Annotated in this window: 27 protein-coding genes; 9 read left to right on the top strand and 18 right to left on the bottom strand. The window is 68.1% G+C overall.

Features of this window, described 5'->3' with window-relative positions; all coding sequences use genetic code 11:
• Positions 1-110: Hsp20 family protein (locus tag GXW74_RS28500; protein ID WP_211849638.1), on the top strand; the 110-nt coding region annotated here is incomplete at its 5' end.
• A gap of 384 nt (positions 111-494) precedes the next feature.
• Here GXW74_RS28500 and GXW74_RS26040 read toward each other — a convergent pair.
• The 3 genes from GXW74_RS26040 to GXW74_RS26030 all read right to left on the bottom strand — a co-directional run bounded on the left by GXW74_RS26040 (position 495) and on the right by GXW74_RS26030 (position 4,819).
• Complete coding sequence (locus GXW74_RS26040) at positions 495-923, bottom strand: ribbon-helix-helix domain-containing protein (RefSeq protein ID WP_211849623.1); 429 nt, start codon at positions 921-923, stop codon at positions 495-497.
• A gap of 6 nt (positions 924-929) precedes the next feature.
• Positions 930-2,906: a conjugal transfer protein TraG gene (locus tag GXW74_RS26035; RefSeq protein WP_211849621.1), complete on the bottom strand. Its 1,977-nt coding sequence runs from the start codon at positions 2,904-2,906 to the stop codon at positions 930-932.
• A gap of 155 nt (positions 2,907-3,061) precedes the next feature.
• Positions 3,062-4,819 (bottom strand): relaxase/mobilization nuclease domain-containing protein, encoded by a 1,758-nt coding sequence (locus GXW74_RS26030; RefSeq protein WP_211849619.1) that lies wholly within the window; start codon positions 4,817-4,819, stop codon positions 3,062-3,064.
• A gap of 281 nt (positions 4,820-5,100) precedes the next feature.
• On the opposite strand from GXW74_RS26030, the gene tnpA reads away from it, so the two are divergent.
• The 3 genes from tnpA to tnpC all read left to right on the top strand — a co-directional run bounded on the left by tnpA (position 5,101) and on the right by tnpC (position 7,919).
• Complete coding sequence (tnpA, locus tag GXW74_RS26025) at positions 5,101-5,958, top strand: IS66 family insertion sequence element accessory protein TnpA (RefSeq protein ID WP_338148343.1); 858 nt, start codon at positions 5,101-5,103, stop codon at positions 5,956-5,958.
• On the top strand, positions 5,955-6,308 hold the full coding sequence (tnpB, locus tag GXW74_RS26020) for an IS66 family insertion sequence element accessory protein TnpB (protein ID WP_211849617.1): 354 nt from the start codon (positions 5,955-5,957) through the stop codon (positions 6,306-6,308). Before tnpA ends, tnpB begins: the two co-directional genes overlap by 4 nt.
• A 135-nt stretch (positions 6,309-6,443) precedes the next feature.
• Positions 6,444-7,919 carry an IS66 family transposase gene (tnpC, locus tag GXW74_RS26015; RefSeq protein ID WP_246524167.1) on the top strand — a complete coding sequence of 492 codons (1,476 nt, stop codon included), beginning with the start codon at positions 6,444-6,446 and terminating at the stop codon, positions 7,917-7,919.
• Positions 7,920-8,094: 175 nt separating this feature from the next.
• Here the strand turns inward: tnpC and GXW74_RS26010 are convergent, their stop codons facing one another.
• The 8 genes from GXW74_RS26010 to GXW74_RS25975 all read right to left on the bottom strand — a co-directional run bounded on the left by GXW74_RS26010 (position 8,095) and on the right by GXW74_RS25975 (position 12,522).
• Positions 8,095-8,787, bottom strand: coding sequence for a lytic transglycosylase domain-containing protein (locus tag GXW74_RS26010; protein WP_211849628.1), 693 nt, complete (start codon positions 8,785-8,787; stop codon positions 8,095-8,097).
• A 122-nt stretch (positions 8,788-8,909) separates the two neighbouring features.
• On the bottom strand, positions 8,910-9,440 hold the full coding sequence (locus GXW74_RS26005) for a S26 family signal peptidase (RefSeq protein WP_211849613.1): 531 nt from the start codon (positions 9,438-9,440) through the stop codon (positions 8,910-8,912).
• Positions 9,437-9,901, bottom strand: a complete 465-nt coding sequence (locus GXW74_RS26000; protein ID WP_211849611.1) for a DUF2840 domain-containing protein — start codon at positions 9,899-9,901, stop codon at positions 9,437-9,439. The genes GXW74_RS26005 and GXW74_RS26000 overlap by 4 nt, the downstream gene beginning before the upstream one ends.
• Positions 9,898-10,959: a replication initiator protein A gene (locus GXW74_RS25995; protein ID WP_211849609.1), complete on the bottom strand. Its 1,062-nt coding sequence runs from the start codon at positions 10,957-10,959 to the stop codon at positions 9,898-9,900. The genes GXW74_RS26000 and GXW74_RS25995 overlap by 4 nt, the downstream gene beginning before the upstream one ends.
• A gap of 4 nt (positions 10,960-10,963) precedes the next feature.
• Positions 10,964-11,248 (bottom strand): helix-turn-helix transcriptional regulator, encoded by a 285-nt coding sequence (locus tag GXW74_RS25990; protein ID WP_211848404.1) that lies wholly within the window; start codon positions 11,246-11,248, stop codon positions 10,964-10,966.
• Positions 11,249-11,373: 125 nt separating this feature from the next.
• Entirely contained in the window at positions 11,374-11,823 is a 450-nt protein-coding gene (locus GXW74_RS25985) for a DUF2285 domain-containing protein (protein WP_338148342.1), read from the bottom strand.
• A complete protein-coding gene (locus tag GXW74_RS25980) occupies positions 11,798-12,136 on the bottom strand; it encodes a transcriptional regulator domain-containing protein (RefSeq protein ID WP_211849639.1) in 339 nt (112 codons plus the stop codon). The genes GXW74_RS25985 and GXW74_RS25980 overlap by 26 nt, the downstream gene beginning before the upstream one ends.
• A gap of 122 nt (positions 12,137-12,258) precedes the next feature.
• Positions 12,259-12,522: a DNA -binding domain-containing protein gene (locus GXW74_RS25975; protein ID WP_338148341.1), complete on the bottom strand. Its 264-nt coding sequence runs from the start codon at positions 12,520-12,522 to the stop codon at positions 12,259-12,261.
• A gap of 197 nt (positions 12,523-12,719) precedes the next feature.
• On the opposite strand from GXW74_RS25975, the gene GXW74_RS25970 reads away from it, so the two are divergent.
• Entirely contained in the window at positions 12,720-12,965 is a 246-nt protein-coding gene (locus GXW74_RS25970; protein WP_211849601.1) for a helix-turn-helix domain-containing protein, read from the top strand.
• A 268-nt stretch (positions 12,966-13,233) separates the two neighbouring features.
• Here the strand turns inward: GXW74_RS25970 and GXW74_RS25960 are convergent, their stop codons facing one another.
• The 6 genes from GXW74_RS25960 to GXW74_RS25935 form a co-directional block, all read right to left on the bottom strand.
• Complete coding sequence (locus GXW74_RS25960) at positions 13,234-16,755, bottom strand: DEAD/DEAH box helicase (protein ID WP_211849600.1); 3,522 nt, start codon at positions 16,753-16,755, stop codon at positions 13,234-13,236.
• Complete coding sequence (locus GXW74_RS25955; RefSeq protein ID WP_211849599.1) at positions 16,739-17,518, bottom strand: Hachiman antiphage defense system protein HamA; 780 nt, start codon at positions 17,516-17,518, stop codon at positions 16,739-16,741. Before GXW74_RS25955 ends, GXW74_RS25960 begins: the two co-directional genes overlap by 17 nt.
• A gap of 15 nt (positions 17,519-17,533) precedes the next feature.
• Positions 17,534-18,337: a restriction endonuclease gene (locus GXW74_RS25950; protein WP_211849598.1), complete on the bottom strand. Its 804-nt coding sequence runs from the start codon at positions 18,335-18,337 to the stop codon at positions 17,534-17,536.
• Between the two features lie 910 nt (positions 18,338-19,247).
• Entirely contained in the window at positions 19,248-20,321 is a 1,074-nt protein-coding gene (locus GXW74_RS25945; RefSeq protein WP_211849597.1) for a hypothetical protein, read from the bottom strand.
• Between the two features lie 194 nt (positions 20,322-20,515).
• A complete protein-coding gene (locus GXW74_RS25940; protein ID WP_211849596.1) occupies positions 20,516-20,866 on the bottom strand; it encodes a hypothetical protein in 351 nt (116 codons plus the stop codon).
• Positions 20,866-21,351 carry a hypothetical protein gene (locus GXW74_RS25935; protein WP_211849594.1) on the bottom strand — a complete coding sequence of 162 codons (486 nt, stop codon included), beginning with the start codon at positions 21,349-21,351 and terminating at the stop codon, positions 20,866-20,868. The genes GXW74_RS25940 and GXW74_RS25935 overlap by 1 nt, the downstream gene beginning before the upstream one ends.
• A gap of 199 nt (positions 21,352-21,550) precedes the next feature.
• Between GXW74_RS25935 and GXW74_RS25930 the strand changes: the two genes are divergently transcribed.
• Genes GXW74_RS25930 through GXW74_RS25915 form a run of 4 tightly spaced genes read left to right on the top strand, consistent with a single transcriptional unit; the run spans position 21,551 to position 25,940 of the window.
• Positions 21,551-22,456, top strand: a complete 906-nt coding sequence (locus GXW74_RS25930) for a DUF6088 family protein (RefSeq protein WP_211849592.1) — start codon at positions 21,551-21,553, stop codon at positions 22,454-22,456.
• Complete coding sequence (locus tag GXW74_RS25925; RefSeq protein WP_211849590.1) at positions 22,453-23,517, top strand: nucleotidyl transferase AbiEii/AbiGii toxin family protein; 1,065 nt, start codon at positions 22,453-22,455, stop codon at positions 23,515-23,517. The genes GXW74_RS25930 and GXW74_RS25925 overlap by 4 nt, the downstream gene beginning before the upstream one ends.
• Before the next feature lie 30 nt (positions 23,518-23,547).
• The gene (locus GXW74_RS25920; RefSeq protein WP_211849587.1) at positions 23,548-25,095 is read left to right on the top strand and encodes an AAA family ATPase; all 1,548 of its coding nucleotides are present in this window, start codon (positions 23,548-23,550) and stop codon (positions 25,093-25,095) included.
• A complete protein-coding gene (locus GXW74_RS25915) occupies positions 25,095-25,940 on the top strand; it encodes an HNH endonuclease (RefSeq protein ID WP_211849585.1) in 846 nt (281 codons plus the stop codon). The genes GXW74_RS25920 and GXW74_RS25915 overlap by 1 nt, the downstream gene beginning before the upstream one ends.
• Before the next feature lie 589 nt (positions 25,941-26,529).
• Here GXW74_RS25915 and GXW74_RS25910 read toward each other — a convergent pair.
• Positions 26,530-26,711, bottom strand: a 182-nt coding sequence (locus GXW74_RS25910) for a DUF736 domain-containing protein (protein WP_211849583.1), incomplete at its 5' end; no start/stop codon positions are given.

Here is a 26,711-nt window from a genome sequence, read left to right as displayed (position 1 = left end):
ATGGCAGCAAGGCCGAGGCGAGCTTCAAGAACGGCGTGCTGACCATCCGCCTGCCGCAGACGCCCGAGGCGCAGGCCAAGGTCAAGCGGATTGAGGTGAAGGCGGGCTGAACCTGGCGTCGCGGCCGCCGGCCCCGCGATCCGCGCGCCGGCCGACGGTCGCCGATGCCTTGTCGGGGCTCGACGCCGCGCTGGATGAGCGTTGCCGATGGCGCTTGTAATCCGTGCTCGCCTGAATAACATCGCGCAGCTCACCCTAGTTCTTGCAGGAATTTCGCTTCTCGTGTGGGTGTTGGTGCGGTTGATCGCCCATCAGCCTGGCCCATTGCCTTCTCTCGATGTTCATGAGCCGGGCGATCTCCGATTCGCGTTGCTGAGGGGCGGGCTGCATACGTCGCTGCGGTGACCTCGCTGACAATCGTTTGCCGGCAAGCAGGCGCTGTGGTCGTGACTCGCCACCATGATGTTGCTGCATGCTGCCCATATCCTGCACCGCTAATGTGATTGTGCGTCCGAGTGCTCACGCAACTGCTCAGAAGCCACTTCACCGGCGAGGCCACCGCTCTGGGCAAGTCGGCGTCCGAGTGTCTCGATGAATGCTTGGTATCGCTCCCGTCCCTTGGCCTGAGCGGCGGCATTGGCCGCGTCTGGTAGTGGTGGTGTGATGGTGAGCCAGAAGCGCACGAAGAGCGCGAGCGCCTCGTTGCCGATGGTGACGTGGCGTTCCAGCCGTTCGCTGGCGCGCGACAGGCGATCGAGCCGACGTGCCAGAGCCGCCTCCAGCCGGTCGGAACCATCCGGCGAAAGGTAGCTCTCGAGCGCGGCCTCGACCACGACCGCTTGGCTCACGCCCTTCCGCGCCGCGTAATCGGCGAGACGCCGGATCAGATCAGGGGGCAGCCGGAAGGTCGCCTTGGTGCGCATGGCAGGTCAGAGGGCAATGCCGTCGTCGGGGTCGAGTGCCGCCTGGCGGGCCACGCGGCGAGCACGCGCTGCGAGGGCACGGGTGCGCGATGCGTCGTCGTTCTGATCGTCCTCCGCGAAGATGAACTCTCTTTCGGGTGGCGGGCTGGGCTCGGGCGCGATCTGTTCGTGCTCGGGCAGACTCGGCTCTCGGCGGATGCCGCCGTCAGCATCGTCACCTGCGTCGGCGGATGCCGCCCCATCATTACGCGAGAGAGGCTTCAGTGCGCTCCAGTCATCCGCACGAAGCGCACAGGGCGCAGCCGCCGCCGGATCCGGTGGCGCGACCACGCGCGCACGCAGCTGTCGGTCCTCGTAGTAGCGTGCTTTCCGCGCGCGGATCGGCGGGCAGCCCGAGACCAGGACGATCTCGTCGGTCGGTAGCAGCTGCATCACCTCGCCCGGCGTCAGCAGCGGCCGCGCCGTCTCCTGCCGCGACACCATCAGATGCCCGAGCCAAGGCGACAGTCGGTGGCCCGCATAGTTCCGGCTGTCGCGGATCTCCGTCGCCGTGCCGAGCGCATCAGATACCCGCTTGGCCGTGCGCTCGTCGTTCGTCGCGAAGGCGACGCGGACGTGGCAGTTGTCGAGGATCGCGTTGTTTGGCCCGTAGGCACGCTCGATCTGGTTCAGCGACTGCGCGATGAGGAAGGACCGGATGCCGTAGCCTGCCATGAAGGCGAGCTGGCTCTCGAAGAAGTCGAGGCGTCCGAGCGCGGGGAACTCGTCGAGCATCAGCAGCAGCCGATGGCGACGCCTTTCGTTCTCCAGCGACTCGGTCAACCGGCGGCCGATCTGGTTCAGCACGAGCCGCACCAGCGGCTTGGTGCGGACGATGTCCGAGGGCGGGACGACGAGGTAGAGCGTGACCGGCTCGCGCGCTTCGACCAGGTCGGCGATCCGCCAGTCGCAGCGCCGGGTGACCTGCGCAACGACCGGATCCCGGTAGAGGCCGAGGAAGCTCATCGCTGTGGAGAGCACACCGGACCGTTCGTTGTCCGACTTGTTGAGCAGCTCCCGCGCAGCCGAGGCGACGACAGGATGCGGCCGATCGCGCAGATGCGGCGTCGTCATCATCGCGGCGAGCGTCCGCTCGATCGGCCGGCGCGGATCGGACAGGAAGCCCGCCACGCCAGCGAGCGTCTTGTCCTGCTCGGCGTAGAGGACGTGCAAGATGGCGCCCACCAACAGCGAGTGGCTGGTCTTCTCCCAGTGGTTGCGCCGCTCCAGCGCGCCCTCGGGGTCGACCAGGATGTCTGCGATGTTCTGCACGTCGCGGACCTCGCTGTCGCCGCGGCGGACCTCGAGCAGCGGATTGTAGGCGGCGCTCGCCGGATTGGTCGGATCGAAAAGCAGCACGCGGCCGAAGCGCGCCCGCCAGCCGGCGGTGAGCTGCCAGTTCTCGCCCTTGATGTCGTGGATGATGGCCGAGCCCGGCCAGGTCAGCAGCGTCGGCACGACAAGGCCCACGCCCTTGCCGGAGCGCGTCGGCGCGAAGCACAGCACGTGCTCCGGCCCGTCATGGCGGAGGTAGCGCTGGGCGAACCAGCCGAGCACGACGCCGTCGGGGGCGAGCAGACCGGCGTCCCGCACTTCGCGCTCCGTCGCCCAGCGGGCCGAGCCGTAGGTGGTCACGTCACGGGCCTCGCGGGCACGCCAGACGGACATGCCGATGGCGATGCCGATCGCCGCGAAGCCGCCGGCCGCGGCGATGACGGCTCCCTCGTAGAAGACCCCCGGCGCGTAGGCGTCGTACCAGTACCACCACAGGAAGAAGGCGGGCGGCGGGTAGACTGGCATGCCCGCCCAGACATCCATCGGTTGGCCGAGCTGCGGCTGGTAGCCGAGGCGCCAGGCGACCCACTGCGTCGCGCCCCAGACCGCGGCGAGCACGATCAGGAAGACGACCAGGACCTGGCCCCAGAGGATCTTGGTGGCGGTCATGGGTGGGTGGGGCGCACGGCGACCATGCCGCCAGACGTGCGCGATCGACGCGGTGACGTTCAAGCAATCGCGGACCGCCGTCGTACCGGCGGCGAGCGCATCGCGCGAATCGGCGGGGGACCCGGTCCGGGCCGACCCGGCAGCGCGGCATCTGGTCAGAGGCTGAGGCCTCGCTTGCGCGCAGGCGTAAGCTCGAGACCGCCGCCGGGCGCGATGCTCCCCGCCACGGCCAGTCCCCGCTGCCGCTCCATCGACGGCTTCCACGGCACCAACTGGAAGCCGAGCCCGTCATCGATCATCGTGAAGCGCCCCGACGCGAGGTCGAGGCGCCGCGCGACGACCCCGGAGACGCTGTCGCCCTCCAGCGCCGGCCGCCACGGCTTCCCTGTCTCGGTCGCGACCCGGGCGGCAGCCACCTCCACCTCGCGCTGCCGCAGCGTGTTGAGCAGGTCGCGAGCGAAGACCACGCGCTGACCCTGCCGGCGCGCGAGACCGGCTGCGACGAGATGCTCGGTGCGGCGAGCGAGCGCGCCCTCGACTTCCGTACCGAAGCCCTGCCCCGCCAGCGGCAGCGCCTCTCGGTCCAGCAGGCGGCGGTCCAGCCAGGTCGCGCCGTTGGCGGTGATCTGTGCCTCGACCGGCAGGTCCGACCGCACGGCGAGGGCACTGCGCTCGCCCCCGCCGGCATCCTGGTAGCGGCGGAGTTCGACGACCGCCCCCGGATGCCCGTCGCCGGTCGCGTCGATGTCCGCGAAGCGTAGGTGGTGCACGCGGCCATCGATGCCGTCGATGATGGCGTAGCCGCTGCCCTTGAGTTCGTCGGCGATGCCGCGCTCGACGAGGCGGCCGATGATCGGCTCGGGCCGGTCGCCGTGGATGGCGAAGTCGCCGGCTGCGCGCTCGGCACCGAGCCCCTGAATGGCGCGGTGCATGGTCCTAATGATGTCGCCCCGCGCGCCGAGGTCACGCAGCGTCTCCTCCATGCCGGGCCTAAGCGTCCACACTGCGGGTCCATGGCGTTCGGCGAGCCCGAACCGCTCCAACGTCTGGGCCCGGCCGATCATCAGCCGGCGGAGTTCCGGATCGGCAGCGTCCGCGCCTCCGTGACGCAGGTCCAGGATGCCGCCACCATCATCGGCGGCGGCGCGCAGTGCACGGTCGAGACCGGTCCAGCGCTCGGCACCAACCTCGGCCTCGAGTGAGCTTCGGATTTCCTGCTCGGTCCGCGGCCCGAGTTCCATTTCGACCAGCGCCTCGGCGCGGCCGCGGAAGCCGCGCGAGATGTAGTCGCGCGAGATCACCAGGTCGCCGCCATCATCGGCGCGGCCACGCACCAGGACATGGACGTGGGGGTTGTCGGTGTTCCAGTGATCGACCGCGACCCAGTCGAGACGGCTGCCCAGATCCTGCTCGGCCTGTCGCATCAGGTCGCGCGTCCAGGCCTTGATGTCCACGAGCGCGGGTGCGTCCTCGGGGCTGACGATGAAGCGGAAGTGGTGGCGGTCATCCGTACAGCGCTCCGCGAACTCGCCGCCGTCGGCATTGTCGGAGCCGGCGTCAAAGAGCCGCGCCTTGGCGCCGTCGCGCGTCACCCCGTCGCGCTGGAGGTAGCCGATGTGCGTGGCGAGGGAGGCGGAGCGGAAGCGCGTGCCCTGATGGCGCACGACGCGCGCCTTGATCACAACGCGTCGCGACGGCGAGCGGAGCGCGGCCTGCGCTGCAGCGGCGCGGCCCCGTCCGAAGCGCGAGCGGCCAGCGCTCCTTGCGCCGCGGCCGAAGCCAGTGCCGGTGTGGCCGGCTTTGCGGACAGCGCGCATGACCTGGCCGACGAAGCTCCGCGCGCGGCGGGTTGGCGCACGCGTGTCGCCGATGCGGCCGGGGCGGACGTGCAGGTCGTCGTCGCGGGTCGTCATGGCCGCCGATCCACCCGCGCGCAGAGGCGGCTGGCGCTGAGGCCGTTGATCTGGCTTGGCTTTTGGCAGGAAGCGCCAGCCGCCGCTTTGGCGCGGGACGCGAATTGCCGTGCTGGATCAGGCACATACGACCGACCGCCAGCCCTGCTTTTATCTGGCAATCTGCGGTCGGGGTTCCTGGGACGTCGAGCTGCATCCCGTAAGCGTCCGGTGTCGGCACCTGCTTCCTGGGGTGCGTTGTCGTGCCATGTCGGGTTCCTTCGTGCGGTGGAGGATCTCCGGTGGGGTCGAGACATTTCGAGAACAAGGCGCGTCGCTCCTGGTGGTCGGTGCACGTCGCCGCGTGGCGCAAGAGCGGGCTGACACGCACCGTCTATTGTCGGCAGCACTGGCTGACGAAGAGCACGTTCGACCGCTGGCTGCATGAGCTCGACGCGCGCGAAGCCTTGCGAGCCAAGGAGCGCCTGCGACGCAAGCGGCACCGTCAGCCGCAGTCCGACCGCACGCGCAATCGCGCCGTTCAGGCATTCTGGTCGATGCATGTCGAGGCGATGACCTGGTGCGGGATGGGCGTCAGGGACTATGCCGCGGCGCATCACCTGTCGGTGCACAGCCTGCGTCGATGGCGCGATCTCATCGACAGCGGCGAGGTGACGATCGACTGGAGGGCGCGGCTTCATCCGAGTGCGCTCCCGCGAACAAGCACTGGTGCAAGCAGCGCTGCTACGGCGCTGCCGACAGAACGTGTATTGTCAGGCGACGAGACGGCGAGTGTTGCGCGCGACGGGCGCGCAAGCCGACGCAGTTTCAGCGACGCCGACAAGGTCGCCATCGTGCTCGAATGCGAACAGCCGGGTGTCAGCGTCGCGGCAGTCGCGCGACACCATGGCATCGCCACCAGCATGATCTTCCGGTGGCGTGTGCAATTCGGATACGGCCGGGACGAGAGGGCGAAGCTGGCGGCCGTCCGGCTGCGCGGCGACCGAGCGGGCGAGGCGGTGGTGCTGTCCGACCTGATGCCAACACCCGACGGCATGGCTGCATTCGATCTGCCGGACGGCCGTCGTGTGTTCGCACCGGTGGGCACCGATCCGGAGGCAGTCTGGCAGCACGTGGCCGGCAGGGTGTCGGCCCCATGATGATCGTCCCCGCGGGCGTGAAGGTGCATCTGGCGCTGGGTGTCACCGACATGCGCAAGGGCATGGATGGGCTCGCGGCCCTGGTTCAGGAGCACCTCAGGAAGGACCCGTTCTCCGGCCATCTGTTCGCGTTCCGCGGCCGCAATGCGTCGATGCTCAAGGTGCTCTTCTGGGACGGCAACGGGCTCTGCCTGTTCACCAAGAGGATCGACCAGGGCGGGTTCGTCTGGCCGCGCATGGTCGATCCGGGCGGCACGATCGCGCTCTCGCCAGCGCAGCTGGCGATGCTGATCGAGGGCATCGACTGGCGCTCGCCCGAGCGCGTCTGGCGACCAGCCAAGGTAGGCTGACACCAGCCTGAATCGCAGCGAGTTGCTCTCGAATTTGCTTGGTCGTGGACTCGCCGATTCGTAGAATCGGGCGTGCGATTCAACCTCGACAATCTGCCGTCCGATGTCGCGCTGCTGCACCGCCTGCTGCGCGACATGGCGGACGTTGTCGAGCGGCGCGATGGCGAGATCGAGCGCCTCCGGACCATCATCCGCCAGCTCCAGCGCGCGCAGTTCGGCCGTCGTTCGGAGCGCCTGGATGCCGATCAACTGGCGCTTGGGCTGGAAGATCTTGAGGCCGACATCGGCCGCGTGGCGGAACGCGATCCGGAGACGCCGCCGCCGGCCGATGACGCGCCTCGTGCCGGTCCGCGCCGCAAGCCCTTGCCGGCTCATTTGCCACGCGTGGAGCGGATGCTCGATGCGCCGAGTGCGCAGTGCCCGTGCTGCGGTGGCGGCCTGCACGCGATCGGCGAAAGCGTCAGCGAGCAGCTCGACTGGGTCCCGGCGCAGTTGCGGGTGCTGCGCATAGTGCGGCCCAAATTCGCGTGCCGGACCTGCACGAAGGTGGTGCAGGCACCGGCGCCTGAGCGGCCGATCGCCGGAGGCCTCGCCACCCCCGCACTGCTCGCCCACGTGCTGGTCAGCAAGTATGCCGACCACACCCCGCTCTACCGCCAGGCACAGATCCTGGCTCGGCACGGCATGGACCTCGAGCGCTCGACGCTCGCCGGCTGGGTCGGCGGGGCGTGTTGGTGGCTGGAGGCGCTGCACGCGCGGCTGCACCGCGACGTGCTGGCCTCCGACCATCTGTTTGCCGACGACACACCGGTTCCCGTGCTCGATCCCGGGCGCGGTCGCACCAAGACCGGGCGGCTCTGGGTCTATGCGCGCGACCAGCGCGGTTGGAGCGGCCCAGCACCACCAGCCGCCCTCTACGTGTTCGCGCCGGACCGCAAGGCCGAGCGTCCGATCGCGCATCTCGAGCGATTCAAGGGCGTGCTCCACGTCGACGGCTATGCCGGGTTCGAGCGCCTGGCTGGCCGGGGAGAGGTGACGCTGGCCGCCTGCTGGGCGCACACGCGGCGGAAGTTCTACGAGGTGGCAGAAGCAGCGAACACGCCAGTCGCGCACAAGGCCTTGCGCCGCATCGCCGGTCTCTACGCTGTCGAGACAGAGGTACGCGGCCGGTCGCCGCCGCAGCGACTGGCCGCGCGACGATCCCTCTCCCGACCGATCATCGACGCCATGAAGCTGTGGCTCGAAGCGGAACTCCCGCTGCTGCCCGGGCGCGGGAAGCTGGCCGAGGCCATCCGCTACGCGCTCGCGAGATGGCCGGCGCTGTGTCGGTTCCTCGATGATGGCCGCATCGAGCTCGACACCAATCCCGTCGAGCGTGCGATCCGCCCGGTCGCGCTGGGCCGCAAGAACCATCTGTTCGCGGGCAGCGACGGCGGCGGCGAGCGCTGGGCGATCGTCTGCAGCCTGATCGAGACGTGCAAGCTGAACGGCGTCGAGCCCTACGCCTATCTGCGCGATGTGCTCACGCGGATGGTCGAGGGCCACCCCGCGAACCGCCTCGATGAGCTGCTGCCCTGGGCCTGGAAGAGCGAGCATCACGTCAAGGCCTGACCGACGTGCAGGGACCGGACGCATACGTCGGGGTTCCTGCGTCCTCCGCCTCCCGCGCTCTCGTGGTCGGTCCTGGGGTAGCCGGCAGCGCGACAGAAGCACCCGAGCGTGCGCGCGGGACCGACAGAGGCGAGGCTGCACGGTCCCGTAATGCCCTGCGTCTCAACACCATCGCTCACGGTGCACCGCCCGCGCTGCGACGGATGGCGAAGATGGAGCCGCGATGGCCCGCTGGACCGTCGGCGTCGTGCGGCTCGGCTGCTCGGGATCGGCCGACGAATGGCTGCTCGGTTGGTGGATCGGCTGCGATTGTCGCACCGGCAACCGGCACGAAGATCGACCGCGTCGCTGCCATATCCTCACTGCCGAGCCGCACGAAGATGCCGTCAGCCTCGCGCGCAGCAAGCACCGCAAGCTGGCCAGGCGCAACGGCCCCGGCGTCACCGGTGAGCAGCGGCGCGAGAGCTGCGACGTAGGCGCGCGTCTCCGCCGGCAGCGGCTGCCCCGTCGCCAGATGCGTCTCCACCCGACGCGGCCCCGCGTTGTAGGCCGCCAGCATCAGCGGCACCGATCCGAACCGGTCCAGCATCTCGCGCAGATACGCGGTGCCCGCCAGGATGTTGTCGTGCGGCGCGAACGGATCGGCGCCGAGGCCGTGCTGGGCGCGCAGGCCCGCCCAGGTCGCCGGCATCACCTGCATCAGCCCCATGGCGCCGCGGTGCGACACCGCGTGCCGATCGCCGGCGCTCTCCGCGCGCATCACCGCCCTGATCCAGGTTTCCGGAATGCCGAAGCGCTGTGAAGCGGCAGCGATCTCGGCAGCATGGATCGTCTGCGCCGCCAGCCCGGACGGCGGCAGGCTGACCATCAGCAGCAAGGCTGCGATGAAGGGCCATGACCGGGACGGAAGGGAGGAAGCGAGCTGTCCAGCGCGCCCTGCCAGAGCGCCGCGCGTCGCCAGTGGGCGCGCGTGGGAAGGGGGCCTTGTGCTCATGGTCCGCGCCCCGTGATCCAGACCGGGCGCAGCCGGGCGACAATGCTCGTGCGCGGCAGAGGCCCGAAGTAGCGGCCGTCGAGGCTGTCGGGCTCGCCTCCGTTAAGGAGGAGCACCTCGCCGGGTTCGAGCGCGTGGCACCCGTGCCAGGTCGGCAGCGCGCGGCCCAGGCGGTCCGTGGCACGGCGGTGTGCGACCGACCCGCCGTCGACGATGATCGCGGTGCCCTCCGCGCACACCACCTGCGGCGGCAGGGCGGCGACATGCTTCAGCAGCGGCACGCCGCGCGCGAGATAGCCTCGCTCGCCGAGGAACGCTGCCAGTGTCTCGGGCGGGCGGACGAGGACGAGGTCGCCCAGCGCGATGTCGTCGGCCGGTGCCGCGATGTAGAGGCCGAGCGGCACGCTCGCCGACGCGTTCCAGAAGACGCGCGACTGCCAACCCGCGACGGTCGGGACGGCGATCAGCCCGAGCCCGGTGAGCATGGCCGCGACCGGCGCCGCGCGCCGCTTCCGCCGCGCCGTCATGCGTCGATCCTCCGACGCAGCAGCCAGGCGCGGTGGCGCTCGCGCGTGTAGGCGCGCCGCGGCTCACCGGCCGCGAGGCGGTTCATCACGTGCCGCCAGTGGTCGGGGCAGGCATCCTCGGGCGCGACGCCGGTCTGCTCGACTGCGTCGATCGCGCGCAGCACCTCGTTGACCTTCGGCCAGGCAGAGATGCGCAGCAGGATCTCCGCTCCCGGCTCAACGAATCCGATCGTGCTGAATGCCTCGCCGGGCCCAACCGCGCGCAGGATGTCGATGCGGCTGACCACGGTGCCGTAGCCGTTGGACGCCCAACGCACGAAGGCGAAGACCTCGCCCGCGGCGAAGGCGACGATGCGGCGCCGGCGATCGAGGATCGTCTCCTCGGCGATCCGCCCGAAGCGGATCCAGCGCTCGACGCGGCCCTCGAGCCACAGCAGCTCGACGCGGGTCAGCGCCGTCATGGCGCCGCCCCCCGCTCCCTGTCCCGGTCGCGTCCTCCGCGGTGCGCCGGCTCAACCACTCCTTGAGGGTTAGACTCTTGGTTAGAGAAGTTACGGCCGCCGCAACGCATTGATCCTGCTGGCGGATCGGACGATTCGTGCGCCCGAAGTCCCGTGCCTGGTGCGCCCGAAGTCCCGATATCGGATGCGCCCGAAGTCCCGTGACCCGCAGCACTTGTCCACAGGTTATCCACAGGCCGGATGTGGAGAAGTGGCGCGTGGGCAGCGTCCTGCCGCAGCGCCAGCGCGTAGCCCGGCAGCGGCTGCCGTGCGACCAGGCGGCGGATGTCGAGCGCGAAGTCGGAGAAGCGGGCGAGGCTCGCGCTCTTGGCGTGGAGGTGCCGCAGCTCGAAGCGCCAGCCGCCCGGCTGGCGCCCCGCATGCTTGCGTGCGACGCGGTAGAGCCAGCGCTCCAGCCCGCCTGTGAGCCGGAAGTAGGCCGGGTCGACGTTCAGCACGAGGCGGCGGTCGAGCACGCCCTGGTAGAACCAGTCGGGCAGGACGAACTCCATGCCCTCGACGCGGCCGGACCAGGTGGTGAGCTCCTCCCACTCGCTGATCCAGCTGAACTGCTGCCGGCGCCAGTGCGCGCCGTGACGGATCGTCGTGTGGATGACGGTGGATCGCAGGCGCGCCAGCGCGCCCTTGAGCAGCAGGTAATCGCGCTGCCCGCGGCCGCGACCGATGGCGCCGAGCAGCTGGTAGGGCGTGAACCGGAAGAAGCGCGAGGTGGGCAGGCCGCGGTCCAGCGCCTCGACCAGATGCGATGCGGCCCAGATCAGCACGTCGGCGTCCCAGATGGTCGCGATGCCGTGCTCGGGCACGCCGTTGACCTGCACCTGGGTGTCGCCGGCCGCGTAGTGGATCGGCGCGATGCGCTTGGCCTTAGCCAGCGAGAAGAAGGGCCGTTCCATGAGGTCGCGCTGATCGCGCGGCGGCACGTCCCCGGCCAGCGCATCGAACGGGTCGAGCCGCGCCCGTTCACTGTTCGCCTGCGGCTGGAGACGGCCCGGCGCCATGGCGTCAGCCGCGCAGGCGCGCGGCGTAGGCCGGGGAGACGGCGACATGCCGCTTGGCGGGCAGCACGGTCTCGCCGGTGTCGTCGCTGGTCGAGGCCTTGGTGCCGCGGTTCACCCAGGCCTGGAGATCGGTGACGGCATAGACGACGCGGCCGCCGATCTTCGAGTAGCGCGGGCCGGTGCCGTAGGTGCGGTGCTTCTCGAGGGTGCGGCCGGACAGGCCGAGAAAGCGTGCGGCCTCCGGCGTGCGGAGATAGCGCGGCGGCAAGCCGGCATTCGGGTCGGGCATCGGGAGCCTCCGGTGATGCTGTTGGATGCCGCGAATGGGGCGCGGCGGTTGCAACGGAGGCTGGCGAAGCGCGGCAGCGTCGGGGGAGTACGAAAGCGCGGGTCGGCTGCGCGTAACCCGGCGCGTCAGCGCGCGAGCTTCAGGCGCGGACCGAGGCGCAGCAGGGCGCGATAGCCGCCGTCGCGGAGCGCGATGGCATCGGCAACGAGGCGCATGGTGCGGGCGCGGAGGTCGTGGGTTTTCCAGGCTGCGCCGCGGGGCACGCACGCGGCACCGAACAGGCCGATGGCGATGTCGCGGTAGCTGTGGCCGCCGCGGTGCCCGTCATGGGCGCGGAGCGCTAGGACGAGGCGCCGTCGGCGCTGTGCGGTCAGTTCGACGTCAGGCTGCACCGGGCCCTGCAGCGCGTGCCACAGGCGCAGGACCGCGGCGAGGCGCTGCGGAAGGGCGTCATCGAAGGGGATTAGGGCGCCGAGATGGCTGTCCCGGGACGCGTCGCGCGGGACCCAGACCGGGATCGGCGGTTCACCAACCGTGCAGTGCACTCCATCACTCGCCTGGCGCGGCGACGTCACAGGCGGCAGGGCAGCCTGAGAGCGTGGCGAGAATGACGGCGGCGAGGCCGAGAGCGCCACGGTGGCGGTGCAGAGCGCCGGCATCCAGACGACGCCCGCGGTGCGCGCGTCGAGCGCCGGGTCGGCCGGGAAATCGCAACCCCCAACGCTCGGCGACGGCGTCGGCCGCGTCGTCGGGCCGCCGGTCGTCGAGCTCTTCCCAGTCGCGCACGTAGCGCGGGTTGCGCCGGAGGAACTCCCAGGCGAGATCGCGCGCCGAGGCGTTCTCCAGCTCTGCGTAGGCGGCTGCCGACCGCCAGTCTCGCGACGGCATGGCAAGGCTCCGGCACAGCGCGGAGCGCACGCTCCGCGCGCAGCATGCCGAGAGATGCGACCATCCGATGTGTTGTGGAGGCGCGCGCCGAGCAACACATGTTGCCAACGGCGCAACGCCTGTCAGTTCGTTGAGCCCTCCCGCAGCAGGTCACGGTAGCCGGCTTCGGTCATCCAAAGGGCGCGGGCCAGGTGGCTATCGTGGATTCGCCGTGCCTGGTCGGGATCGCAATCTGGGTCGAGGCCGAGGATGATGCGCGCAACCTCCCTCCAATCGGCGCCCTCGGCGGCGGCATCGAGCAGGCGGAGGTAGACGATCTTGTGGGCCAGGTCATAGGCCGTGACGCGCGGTTCGTCGGGTGGCGCATCCAGGAGGGCTGGGTTCACGGGGCCTCCGCGGCGGCTGAGGTCACGGGTCGAGCGGCTGGAGTCATGGGTGATTTCCGGCGCCATGGCTACCCCGGCCTGCGCGCTGCACCCGTTCTCGTCTGCCGTGAAACGAGGCGGCGGCAACTGGGCTCCGCAGACGCTTTGTTGAGAATACTCCGTGGTGAAATACGCCTCAAGACGGCGCGCTCCCATAGATGGAGATTCGGGAGGTGCTGGCGCGCAACCTGCGGAAGGCGCGGCAGGCGAAGGGGCTGTCGCAGGAGGAGCTCGCGCACCGCGCCGGCGTCGACCGGACGTATGTCAGCGCGCTTGAGCGCCGTGTCTACGCTGCCAGCATCGAGGTCGTCGACCGGCTGGCGCGTGAGCTCGATGTTGACGCCGCCGACCTGCTACGGCGGCCGACACGCCGCGAGGCGTCCGCCACGAAGGCGAAGCCGTAGCTGCCCCGCTGTCCTCGCGTGGCCCGGGTAAGGCTGGCGCCCCGCCTTCCCGGGCGGGGCGCCGTTATCCGCTCACTCCCTGCTGCGGTTGCCGTTCGGGCGGGACCAGATCAGCTCGAACTCGCCGCCCTCGATGTCGAAGAGGCTCGCCAGGATCGGCACCGGCACGGTTGGTCGTCTGGCTTGCGCGACCGCTACCTCCCCGATACTTCGTCGGGGGCGATCCGGGTGAGGACGCGGGATATCCGTTCAGGCGACTTGCCCAACTCTAAACCATCCATAGGTCGTCGGGACCAAGATAGCTGAGATCAAGCTGCGCTGGGTTCTGCGCAACGCTCGCGCGCAACAAGCCCCGTCGATTAGGGTTGAGCGGATGTGGCAGCAAACCCACCGGCTGGCCGTCAGACGATAGGACAAGCGGCTGCCCGTTGTGATGCTGGACATGGAGCAGTGAGCCGGTCGGCGCTGATCCTGCGAACCACTGGACATTCCCGAGGTAGGTGCGTTCGCCCCAGGTTCGGTTCTCGGCTGGCTCGAACTCTTTCACGAAGTCGAGCCACATGGCCCTGGTTTCCGCCGTCGGCCAGTCGCGTTTAGCCGACCACAGCGCAACCTCGGGCGTGCGCAGCCAGGCTCGCAATTCGGCTGCTGTTGTGAAAGTGGCGCCAGTGTCGGTGACGGCCTTGATCGCTGCGAGCCGCGAGTTGAAGCCAGCCTGGATGAGGATCGACGCGGAGCGATTCAATGTTCCGGTCTCGACGGCCGGCAAAGCGAGCCCAAGCTCATGGTCTTCCAAAAGCAGGTCGAATACTCCTATCGTGTCGCCATTGGCGGCGGCCCGTACGCGAATAGCCTCCATCGCCCAAGGCAGTCGATAGACTAGACCGCCCTCGACGAACTGCAGGGTTTCCGAGGATTGGGCCGCGCCGAGCGCAGCGAGCGGCTGGCCAAGCAGCCACGCTCGAAGGATGTCGCGCCAATTTGCCGGTAAGGGGTCAGGCGTAAAGGGATAGAAGGTGAAGACGCGCTCGGCGAGGCCGGTGATCGCGGCGATCGCCGCCTCGGCGTCGCCCTCGAGGATGGCGCCATTGGCCTGGACGAGGAGCAGGTTGGCGTCAGCAGCGATCGCGTCGAGCGCATGGCCTGTCGTTAGACCAACACCGGCAAGGAAATAGCCGCGGCGCCTGGCAGCGGTCGATTGGTTCCAGATCAGTCGGCCGCGCGAAACGAGGCCGGCCTTCAGCACCTGCCGGACCTGAGCATCCTGCCGTTGCAGGCGGCGATGCCAGAGTGAGGATTGTAGGATGTCGTCCAGCGCCGCCTCGATGCCCTCGTCAGGAATATCGTTCTCGCCGATCAGACTGAGGATCGCCGTGTCCAGCGTCGCAACGTGGCGCTCCCAATCGGCAAGAGCGCGGTCCCGATCTTCAGGCTTTTCGTTGGCAATTTCCGGGAAGGTCCAGGCCGTGGCGTTGTTGACGATATAGTCGACAAGCTGGTTGAGGTCGCCACCGACCCTCGCGCGCATCCGCGTAAGCAGCACCGCCACCAACCGCACGAGACCGCTTTCCATCTCGCGCGCGCCAAGGTCCGTGATGAGCGCTTCCCAGTTCCGCCGCTTCTTGGGGATGTCGTCGAACATGGGGAAGAGAACAATGCCTTCGACATCGACATAGGCGCGTCCGGCCCGGCCAATGACATTTTTGAATTCGCTGATCTCGATCCGCTCGCCAGCGCGGTGCAGGGAATACATGACGACGGCGGTCGCCGACAGATTGAGGCCCTGGGCCAGGGTCGGCGAGGAGATTGTGACCTTGAGTACATTCTCGCGCAGCAGACGCTCGACTTCCTTGCGGTAGGCGGTCGGCAGCGCGCCATGGTGAAGAGCGACGCCGAGGCGCAGACATTTGAGGATGGTGCTGCCGGCGCCCAGCCATTCCTCGCCGAGCGCGATCGCGGTGCTGAGGACGTTCGGATCGGCGTCGAGTAGCGAGCGCAGCGCGCCGCGCTCGTGCAGATCGACGATGACATCGGCGAACGGTTCCACGCTGCGCCGCTCGGGGCAGAAGACAAGGACGGTCTGGCCGTCATCGACAAGCCGCCAGGCAGTTGCCAGGCAGAGTTCGCGCTGGTCGTCGGGAAAGAGCCGTGTGCGGCGGCGCTTCGGCGGAATCCAGTTGGGCGGCGCGGCGCCGGTGAGGAATCGCTGGACCCAGGGCCGCTCGTCGCCGACCCGCAAATTGAGCCGGGCGGCCGGCGACGTCCATACTACCTCACCGAAGCGCAGCCGGGTCGGCCGCCAGTCGTTCTTGATGATTCCGCCCGGGTGATCGCGGCGGAGCCACGCGGCGAAGTCGTCGAGCTGGTCGCCATCGGGGAGGATGGCCGAGAGGCAAACGATCCGACGCTCTTGGGCGTCGGCGCGGCGCAGGAGCCGTTGAATCTGCACCTCGTAGCGGACCTCACGTTCGTTGAGGCCGATCATATGCCCTTCGTCGAAGACCAGCAGGCCGACATCGTCGAGCAGAGAAGGATCGTTGCGCAGCGCGAAGTCGAGCTTCTCCGGCGTCGCGACCACGATGTCGCGTTCGCGGATCGCATCTTCGTCGAAGCCGCTGACGCCGATGCTGCCATAGAGGGCCGAGATGGTCTTGCCGAGCGGGCCGAAGGTCCGTTGCAGTGTGGTTTCGGTCTGCGCCGACAAGGCGCGCAGCGGTGTGACGAACACCACCCGCTTGCCGCCGGCGAGGCAGCGCAGGATGCAGAGTTCGGCAACGCGCGTCTTGCCGGCGCTTGTCGGCAGCGACACGACGAGGTCGTCAGACTGGTCGACGGCGCGGGTGGCCGCCTCGGTCTGCGACGGCCAAAGGTCGATCTCCGCCTTCGCTCGACGTTGCAGAAGCGCGATGAACAATTCGCGCAGGCGCGGCCAGTCGGCTGCCAATCCACCGGCGGGCAAAAGCGGCACCCTTTCGTGGAATGTACTCGACCACAAATCCGAGAGGAGGTGGATCGCGACACGATGCACCCACCATTGCGGCAGCATGTTCATCTCGCCGCAGATCGCCAGGCTGACGCGAAGCCGTTCCAGCGCCTGATCGACAAGCGCTCGCTCGCCACGTTCGAGCGCGAGCAGGTAGAGGGACATGGCGGCCATGAAGGCATCGGTGAGCGCGGTATCGAGGCCGTCGAACAGAAAATCGTCACCATCGGCATCCGGCGGTGCGGCGACGCCCTCGGCCTGATCGAGCCGGGCCTGGATGCCGGCGGCTATCCGCGCATCGCTCCCCTGGCCGGAGGCCCGATAATCGAGAACGCTGCTGCGCAAGGCGCCAAAGTTGCGGCGCATCAGCAGCGCGAGGGCGCGCTCGACGGGAGAGAAATTCTCGTCGGCTTCGACGATCGCGAGGAGGGAATAGGCTCGCGCGGACAGGTGGGCGAGATGATAGGCGGCGGCGGCCATGACGAAATGGAAGTCGCGATCGACCTCCTGGCGGTTGCCCTTGGCCATCACCGCCTCAAGCGCCGTGGCAGCTTGCTCAAAGGCCGTGCGCGCCTGGGTCGGATCGCCGCCAAGCTCGCGAAGCCTGAGGCCAAGGCCGAGCAGGGCATAGGCGTAGCTGTGCAGGTCGTAGCTCAGCTGAGGCGCGAAAGCCGGGGCGTCGGGCGGAAGGGCGCCATCGCGCCAGATGATGGCGCGGGCCTGACCGCGTGCGATCAGCCGGCCCCGGAAGCCGGCAGTCGCCGCTTCGGCGATGTCGGCGGCGATGGCGTTAGGGGTTGCTGGCATCGGCGATCACTCGATCGTAGACCGCGCCGATAAAGGCGCCATGTCCTTCCACGCGAAGCCCGACGCCCCATTGACTGATGGGGCCGGGATAGGCCTGAAGGGAGGCGGCCAGCAGCGCGTCAGGAGCATTACCCGAGAATGTGAAAAGCAGATGCCGGACACTTTGCGGCGGGATGCCATGTTTGAGGAGCGCGTCGTCGATCGCGTCGGCCAGCGGCAGATTTTCGAGCTCGAGCAGGCGCGCCGAGATGAAGTGCAGCGCGTGCGCCGAGGGCAGCCCCCCATCCTTGTCCAGTCCGGCGCGGGCTTCGGTCAGCACCTGCGCCGTTAAGGCGGCGCGGCTCTTCGCCTCCGTCTTAAGGAACTGAAGGCGTTGCGACTGGGGATCTTGCAGGATGCCGATCACATCGTCGCCACGCATGGCCATGTTGCGATGGTCCTTCCAGCGCAAGCGCTTGATTGGCGCACGATAGCCGCCGCTATGGGCGTATATCCATTCTGTCGCGTAGATCTCGCCGAGATCGCCCGACCGGATCTGCTTGGTCGTCGGCAGCTTGCTCTCGATCAGCGCCGCGGCTGCGGGCTTGCCGAGCCGAGCGAACGCGCGCGCGACCTGTTCTTCCGACGCGTAGTGCGCTGGCACGATGGCCGCCGTCGCCTGGATGCCGACCGCGAGGTGTGCGGCCTGCCCCGTCATCACGCGGCGATGATGGTTCCCCACTTGCTCGTCGACCGAGATGCACCAATCGTTGAACTGCGCCACTCTCGTTCCTCCCGGTCATTGAGGAAAGAGGTCGCGGACGCGGATGAACGGCGCGCCGGTTTCAGCGGCGCGGCGGACTTTGCGTTCCAGAACTAGGTTGAGCGAGATTTCGCGGTCGAGCATCTCATAGAGGTCGAGGCCGTCCATGCAGATGACGCGCTTGCCGCGTCCGAAGGCGGCGAGACCGTTGTCAGTGAAACCGCTGCTGCTGACGAAGAGGCCACGGGTCCAGGCCGCTTTCTGCTCGATCTTGCCGTGAAAGGTGTGCAACTCGGCGACGCCGATCGGCTGACCGTGCCATTTGGCTTCGAGGAGGTAGGTCTCGCTTCCGAACTGGAAGCTGCCGTCGATCTGCTCACCGCGCAGCCGGAAGGGCTCCTGCGCGGCCAGGCCGAAGGCATCGAACAGGCCTTTGAGGAAGCCTTCATATGCATAGCCGCGCGCGTGCGGCGCCAGCGCCGTGACCTGCAGCAGGTCGGCCTTGATCTTGACGATCGCCGCGCGATCGACGGTTGCGGACTGCGGGCTTGCCGAGGGGCGCTGTGGCGCAGCACCGCCCGAGAGGCGGCTGATCAGGCCTTGGTAGCGTGCCTCGGCATTGGCAACGGGATCTTCACTGCCGGAGCGAGCGAGATACTCGCTGCGATGCTCCCAGAGCGCTTCGAGGGTGCGAATGGCGATTGTGTCGTCGCAGGTCCGGAGGAAATTGCGCAGGCGCTTGCCCTTCGATCTGCCGTTCGCCGCGTATTTTGGATCGTCGATGTTGATCTTGAGTTCGGAGGCGAAGAAGTCCGAGAAGCTGGTGTCGGAAAAATCCAACACGAAGCCCGGGCCTCGGACAAAGTCGACGAGGTCATCAATAAATCTCAAATCGATGGAGCGGATCGAACTAATGGCTTATCCTCAAGTGAAAAGTGGACTGAATAGGGTAGTTTTTGAAGCTAAAGTCCACGATATTGCAACCATCACGTGAAGTCGGTCCTGGGAGCGGGGCTAGGCAAACGCCTTGGGTGAGTCCAAGGCGAAGGCGGGGGGCGGAGTGAGCCGGGAGGCAAAGCGGGTCAGTGCGAGCTTCGAGGCGACCGACGACCTGCTGTGGCAGGCGGTAGCTGGACGGTTGCCCACGCTCGGGGCAGTCACGCTCGGCCGGTCGGGCCGGATCGGGCCGTTGGTCGAACTGGCGATGGCAACCGCCGCCTTGCCCGATGCCTTTAGCGCAGTGACGGTGGAGCCGCCGGCGTTCCACCAGATTATTCACGCGCTTCGAGAGGAAGCAGTCAGCGGCGCGGGCGCTCGCGATCGAGCGGGCGCATTCCCGCTGTCGCGCCACGACCCTGAGGGTGATGGCCCCGAACGTCTGCTTTGGGATCAGTGGGCCAAGCATGCCGAGAACGCGGCCATCGCGGCGGGTCTCGCGCGGGGACTGGCAGCGGGGCTCATGGGTGCCCTCGGCGAGCTGCTGGACAATGTCTTCGAGCATAGCGGTCGGCCGGAGAGCGGCGTCGTGGCCTATGCCGCGAGCGACGGCGCCTTCGAGTTCGTCGTCGCCGATGCAGGGCGCGGCGTGCTGGCGAGCCTGCGCGAGAACCCGGAGTTCGCCGAGCTGACGGATTCCGGAACGGCGCTGCGGGTAGCCGCGTCCGACGGCGCATCGCGATATGCCCGAAGCACAGGGCACGGCTACGGCATCGGTCGGTTGTTTCGCGCACTCGCCCATGACGCCGCCGAGTTACGATTTCGCAGCGGCGACCACGCCCTGCGGCTCTGGGGAGACGCCCCGAGCCTCACCGGGCAGGTGGAGTTGGCGCAGAAGGCTTGGCTGGCTGGACTCACCGTCTCGGTGCGCTGCGCGCCGAATGCGCCGCGTCGGCGGCCGTAGGCGTATTGCGGGGCTGGCGCAGTTCTCATAGGAGGCCCGCACCATCGCGACATTGTGCGCGAGGAGGTCGTCGATCGGCGCACCCTCCGGTGTCGGGAACTTCACCCATTTCAGCCGTCGCGACTCCGTCAGATGGGCCCGTCGCCGGCGGATGGTGCGCGAGAAGGCCTCGGTCTCGACCAGGGTGACGTCGGAGAAATGCCGGCGCAGCACGTCCAGCTTACGCCCGCCGCCCCGGATGACGAGCGCGAGCGGCCGGCCTACGCGATCGGCGAGCGCGCAGAGCTGGGCGACATGCCAGTCGATCCGCTCGCCCCGGCCGCAGCCGGTCGCGAACTCGAATGCGAGGATCTCGATCTCCGGGCGGTCAGCGATGAGCTCGGCCCACCTGGTGTAGTCTTGCTGGGTGCGGCCGTTCACGTGCAGGGCGGCCGGCAGGCCAGCCCCCGCCATCTCCGTCCAGGCCAGCAGAATGCGCTTCATGGCGTGGAGGTTGTCAGTGCGCGGCACGTCCGTCAGGACGCTGTAGTTGGGCGTCGTGACGAGCGTGACGCCGAGCGCCCGCAAGGCGGCCAGGATGGCGGGGCGGTCCTGGAGTTCCCACCAGCGCTCGATGGGCCCGTCCTTGTCGACGCCGGACACCACGATCGCCGCGCCTTCGGGGATCAGGAACCGCGCCGCGAGTCCGGCGCGGGAAGCGACGTGCGGCTTGCCCGTCGCGAGGTTTACGAAATCATAGAGCGAGATCGCGACGGCCGGCTCGTCGAGGATCGCCGCACGTCCGTAGCGGTGGTCAACGAAGGGAACGATCGCCGGCAGTGGGGGCACGCCATTGGCCACGGCGCGTGGCGCCGTTTCGAAACCGAGACCCTCGACCTCGCGCATCCGGGCCACGAAGGTGCGCGGATTGAACCGGCAGACCATGTCGCACTTGGTCTTGTCCCTGCAGGAGCAAAGGTCACGGCAGTCGAGAAGGCCAGCATCGGTGTGGATGCCACCACAGCGATCGCGTTCGAGGCAGGTCGGGCAGCCAAGAGACGGGGCGTGGCGGGTGGCGTCGTCCCAAAGCCGGCGTGGCTGCGGGAAATGGTGCGAGGGCTCATGGGACGGTCGGCGGTTCATTTCACGCTGATCTCCGCGGTGTCGCCGAAGAGCCCCACGCGCTGGAGCACCCCTTCGGCGTAGCCGCCGCCGTCGCGGATGGCCGCTGTCAGCTCAGGCGAGGGGTTGGCCACCCGCCCGATCGCGCGCAGGCCATCGCTCACGGCGAGGCCGTCGGGTCCGCTCTGGACGATCAGCGTGTCGCCGGCCCTGACGCGGGAGCCGGCGTTCAGCTCGGCGGTGACGGTGCGGGCAGCCTCGGACACAGTGAGGTCGAGGAGCGTCGGCGCCTTCAGACGGTCGAGGCCGCCATCCCAGCGCTTGCGCCACGGCTTGCCAGTCTGCGCGCGGATATAGTCGAGGCCCATCAGGCGGTCTCCAGGAGCGGGCTGAAGGATTTGGATTTGCCCTGCTTGCGTTCGACGAGCAGGCCCTTGGCGGCCAGCGCCGACAGCCGGTTGTTCCAGGCCGTCGGCCCGATTCCCTGGCTGCCGAAGCGGGCGGCGAGTTCTGGGGCGGTGATGGCGCCGAGCTCGATCACCGCCTCGAAGGTCGAGCGTTGGGCGGGGTCGAGGTCGCCGATCAGCCGGGCGCCGAGGACGCGGTCGCGGGCGTCAAGCTCGCAGCTCCAGAGCGCATCGCCACGGGCGCGAACGAAGAACTCCAGCTCTTCGGCAACGGCCGGGCGGAGGTTGGCCACAACGGGGTAGATGTTGGGCAGGGTTTGCCGGGCGTAGTCGCGGAAGCCGATCACGGCCTCACGCAGGAAGGAGGCGGTCGCGACCTCGACCCGGTCGAAGTCGAGGAAGGCGGGCGTCGGCGGCTCCGACGAGCGCGTAGCCGCGATCAGCATGCTCAGCAGCTTCCGTCCCGGGATGGCGCCTGAGAGGACGGTCTGGCCGCCAGCTAGATCGATCAGTCGATGCCGCAATTCACTATCCTCACTTTATAGACATGACGATAGTGAAGAAGAAGCGCCCGTCAAGGGTATCCCGCACTACGCTGTGGCTTTCCTCAGTTCGCTAGGAGAGAAGCGAGCATCTGTCCGAAGTTTGTATACCTTCTTCGGACCGCCCTCTTTGCGTTTGTCCGAAAAACGACTACAAGTTTCGGACATGATGGACTCGCCGCCAGACCTCAAGGCCGCCGTGCTGCACCGGATGCGGCAGGACGGGCCGCGCAAAGTGTGGACGCCCGCCGACTTCCTTGACCTCGGCTCGCGCGACGCGGTCGACAAGGCGCTTCAGCGGCTGACGAAGGCGGAGCAGCTGCGCCGGATTGACCGCGGGCTGTATGATCAGCCTGGCTTCAATAAGCTGACCCAGAAGCCCAATCCGCCCGATCCTCGCTCCGTGATCGAGGCGCTCGGTCGGCGCGACCAGGTCCGAATGCTGGTCGACGGGATGACCGCGGCCAACGACCTCGGCCTGACGGACGCCGTCCCCGCCAAGATCGTCGTCCATTCCGACGCCCGGCGCCGCGCGCTGCGGCTGGGCAACGTGACGATCAGCTTCCGCCCGACGGCGGCCAGCAAGCTCTTCTGGGCCGGACGCCCGGCCATGCGCATCGTCCAGGCGCTGCACTGGATGCGCGACCTGCTCGGGCGGTATGGCGAGGCCGACCGGGTGCATCGCAAGCTTCGCTCGCTGCTCGACGATCCCGTCGCGGGACCGCCGCTCCGAGCGGACCTTCTAGACGGAATGACGACGCTCCCGACCTGGATGCGCGTCTTCCTGAAGACAGTGGTCGAGGGCGACGACGGTGCGTCGGCGAAACGCGGCGCCGATGATCACCATCATGGCCATGATGACGACGATGATGATCATGATCATCATCGTCGCCGCAGTCCGGCGGCCGCGCGGCAGGCCGGCGATCTCGAGCGGCCGCGCCGAACGGCCCGCGCCGCAAAGCCGGCGTCGCCCGCACGTCGCGCGCCGAAACGGACATCGAACGCATGAACCCAGCCTATGACGAGGTGTTCTCGGCGGGCGCCGAGGCGATGCTCAGCGCGTTCGACACCACCGCGGCCCGGCTCGGCACGACGTCGCAGAACGTCGAGAAGGATTTCTGGGTCTGTTGGACCCTGGACGCGCTCTTCCACGGTCTCCCCGACGGCGGGCCCCGCCTCCTCTTCAAGGGCGGCACCTCGCTATCGAAAGGCTTCGGGCTGATCAGCCGCTTTTCGGAAGACATCGACGTCACGGTGTTCCGTGACGATATCGGCGCGCATGCGACCATCGCAGAGCTTGAAGCGCTCAGCGGCAAGAAGCGCAAAGCGCGGCTTGATGCGATCCGGGACGCCTGCCAGGCCTACATCAACGGGCCAGTACGCGAGGCGCTGACCGCCATCCTGAACGACCGCGTGACCGCTGCCGGGCTCCAACCTGGGGGCACCCGTGTCGAGCCGGACGACGCCGATCCCGACGGGCAGACGCTGTTGATCTGGTATCCCGCGACGACCCCGCGCTCGGACTATGTGCGGGCGGCGATCAAGATCGAGTCCGGCGCGAAATCGGCGCTCGACCCCCATCGCGAGGTGCCGATCAAGCCCTATGTCGACGACGACCTGCCGGCGCTCGACCTGACGGTGCCGGCGGTGCGGACCGTTGAGCCGGAGCGCACCTTCTGGGACAAGGTTGTCATCCTCCATGGCCTACGCCGTTGGTTCGACAACCGCGGCGAACTCAAAGGTGGCGGTCAGCGTGTGTCGCGGCACTATTACGACCTCCATAGGCTCACCCAGGACGCGGTTGGAACGACGGCGGCAGGTGATCTCGACCTCGGCGCCGACTGCGTCGCCCACGCCCGCATGTTCTTCAACAGGCCCGACTTCGACCTGGCCAGCGCCGCGCCCGGCAGTTTCGCGCTGATGCCCCATGACGGCATGGTCGATCAGCTGCGGACCGACTATCGCGCGATGACGGGCATGATCTTCGGCGAGCCGCCGGCCTTCGATGATGTGCTGGGAAGCGTCGGGGCTCTTGAGCGTGCGCTGAACGCAACGGACAGCCGAGCATGATCAGGCGCGGGAGCACGAGGCGGGCGAACGATGTATTTCCGCGTCCTTGATCACGGGGTTCGACCGGCGGCGGACGCGAAGGATCGCGCCTACCTCATGACCGACAACTGGGACGATTGGTTCAAATACAACACCATGTACACGCTCGTCGTCTATGACGAGGACGGCGAGCGCCATCAAATCGGGAGCGTGAAGATCGGCCAGTTCGAGATGGAAGAGGGCCAGCGCCGCGCCGCCATTCCGAAGAACTTCGATGCACTCGACGATCGGTTCTTCTCGCTCGGCCAAGACGATAGCTACTACGAGGCGTTGAACGCGCTCGGGCCCGAACAGCGCGACCGCATCTTGCGGGCATTGAAGGACGTCGCCTTCGACACCGAGCTCTTTCGGCGGGCTCTTGACGAGAAGGTGACCGGCGTCTCGCTGCTGCGCGCCGTCACGCCAGCAACCGTCCAGGGACAGTTCTACAGAATGGCTCGCGGCGGCGCGCGTCTGTCGAGCTACAAGTTCAGCTATACGGCGTCCAAGCCGCCTCGGTCGCGGATCAACCCGGTCCGGCTCGATTTCGAGGTCCAGCCGGAGTCGCAGCCACCCACCAACATCCACGTGCTGATCGGCCGGAATGGTGTCGGCAAGACGCGCCTGCTGAACGGGATGACCCGCGCGCTCGTCGGCGCCGAGACCGACGAGGAGGATGTCGGGGCGTTCGAGGGCGACACGGAGGACCTGATCGACGAACGGTTGTTCGCCAACCTGGTCTCGGTGACGTTCAGCGCGTTCGATCCCTTCGGCCCGCTCCCGAACCGCCAGGACAAGTCGAGCGGCGTGCAGTACGCCTATATTGGACTGCGACGGACCGGCCTCGGCGAAGACGGCAAGCCGCACCCGCCGCGGACCCCCGACCAGCTTTCGTCTGTCTTCGGCAGCAGCGTCTGGCTGTGCCGGCAGGGTGCGCGCGTGAGCCGATGGCGGCGCGCCCTGGAGATGCTCGAGGCCGATCCGATCTTCAAGGACGCCGAGGTTGCGTCGCTTGCGGATGAAGATTTGCCCGAGAAGGAGTTTCGGGCGCGGGCGCGCTCCCTGTTCGGCAAACTGAGCTCGGGACACAAGATCGTCCTGCTGACGATCACGCGCCTCGTGGAGACCGTCGAAGAGCGCACGCTCGTGTTGCTCGATGAGCCCGAGGCGCATCTTCATCCGCCGCTGCTGTCGGCCTTCGTCCGCGCGCTCTCCGATCTCCTCATCAACCGCAACGGCGTCGGCATCATCGCAACCCATTCACCGGTCGTGTTGCAGGAGGTGCCGCGAAGCTGTGTCTGGAAGGTGCGCCGCACCAATGTTCGCGTGGAGGCGGACCGTCCCGAGATCGAGACTTTCGGCGAGAACGTTGGCATCCTGACGCGTGAGATCTTTGGACTGGAAGTCACCGACTCGGGCTTTCACAAGATGCTGCGGGACGCCGTCGCTGAGGGCGACGACTATGAGGACGTCGTCGGACGCTTCGACGGCGAGTTGGGCGGCGAAGCGAAGGCGATCATCCGCGCCCTCATCGCTGCACGCCAGATCGACGACGAGTGATGCTGAAGCTCGATCGTCCGCCATACTCAGCTGAAGACACGTTTGCCGCTTGCATCAGCCGGGTGCGTGTGCCGGCGTTGAAGGCAAAGCTGGCAGCCGCCACCCAGGCGATTCGCGATGCGTCGGATGCCTATGTGGCGGCGGCGGAAGCGCAGGCGCTCGACCAGATCGTACGCGATCCCCTCGTCAACGGCACGGTGACTACGGCGGAGATGGAGGCGGTCTACACTGATCGCATGGCGAAGCAGAGCGGGCCCGGCCGCGCCATCTACGACGACATCTTCGCGGCAGCCAAAGGGCGTTGTCCGTTGTGCGCGCATCGAACGGTGACCACGCTCGATCACCACCTGCCGAAGGCGCATTATCCCGCGCTCGCTATCGTGCCCGTAAATCTCATTCCGGCGTGCAGCGACTGCAACAAGGCCAAGCTCGCGAGCGTCCCCCATGCTCCGGAGGACGTTTCGATTCACCCCTACTTCGACGATGTCGCCGACGAGAGGTGGCTTTTCGCCGACGTTGTGCAGGTGGCGCCGGCCTCCATGCGCTTTCGGGTTGAGCCCTCGACGGCTTGGGACGCCCTGCGGGCCGAGCGGGTGAGGAGGCATTTCCGGGGCCTGAAGTTATCGTCTCTCTACGGTTCCGAAGCCGCGGAGGAACTGCTCAACATTCGACATCTCCTGATCGGCCTGCAGGCGAGCGGCGGAGTCGACCATGTTCGCGCCTACCTCGAGGAGCACGCTGAGAGTTGCCTCCAGGCGCGGCTGAATGGCTGGCGAGGAGCGGCTTACGAGGCCTGGGCCAAGAGCGACTGGTTCTGCGACGGCGGGTTCGCTGCTGTCGGCTAAGTTCGCTGCTGTCTTGTGCACGGCCGGCGTGAGCGTCGAGGTGGCATTCTTCTTGAAGGGGAAGGCGAAGACCAACGGGCTACTCTGCGTCGGCTGGTAGGCCAAGGCCGCGCGGTAGCCGCCGCTCTGCCGCCGCCGGGCCGCGCCGGACGCTTGTTCCAGAGTCAGTCCAAGGGGTCCGCCTCGCCCGGGCCAAGTCGGCCCGCCACCAATTCCCGCGCGACCTCGCAGAGCGCCTTGTCGGGCAGGCGCTCGTTGCGGATATAGCCGGGTCAGCGGCCGCAAAGCGAGGAGCTATACTACATACATGAGCAGGTGGTGCTAACCATTCCATCCCGCCGCAGGGGTTTCCGAGTAAAATTGAGTCGCCTCCTCGCGACGCGCGAAGTGCCATCGGGTCTCGCGGCTCGGCGCTCGATGCCGCGCCCTCCCCGCTCTGCGGGAACTGCCGGCGCTTCCGGGTGCAATGGGGCGCGGGGCGAGAACATATGCCGCTCTACGCTCTCGGGGGAGGCTACGTCCATGCTAAGTTCCATCCCGGTTTGTTTCGGGTTCGGCGCCCCGCCTCCCGGGCGGGGCGCCGTTGGGTTCACTCCCGGCCGCGGTTGCCGTTGGGGCGGGACCAGATCAGCTCGAACTCGCCGCCCTCCATCTCGAAGAGGTTCGCCAGGATCGGCGCAGGCAGGGAGGGGTCGTCGAGCTTGACCGAGAGGTAGTCGCGGCCCTCGTTCGAGGTCTTCTTCCACGCCGCCCCGATCTCGGCGCGGCCGG

This window comes from Neoroseomonas eburnea (assembly GCF_018129005.1).
Taxonomy (GTDB): domain Bacteria; phylum Pseudomonadota; class Alphaproteobacteria; order Acetobacterales; family Acetobacteraceae; genus Neoroseomonas; species Neoroseomonas eburnea.
The sequence above is the reverse complement of the archived record's forward strand: the minus strand, read 5'-3'. Positions and strand labels throughout refer to the sequence as shown.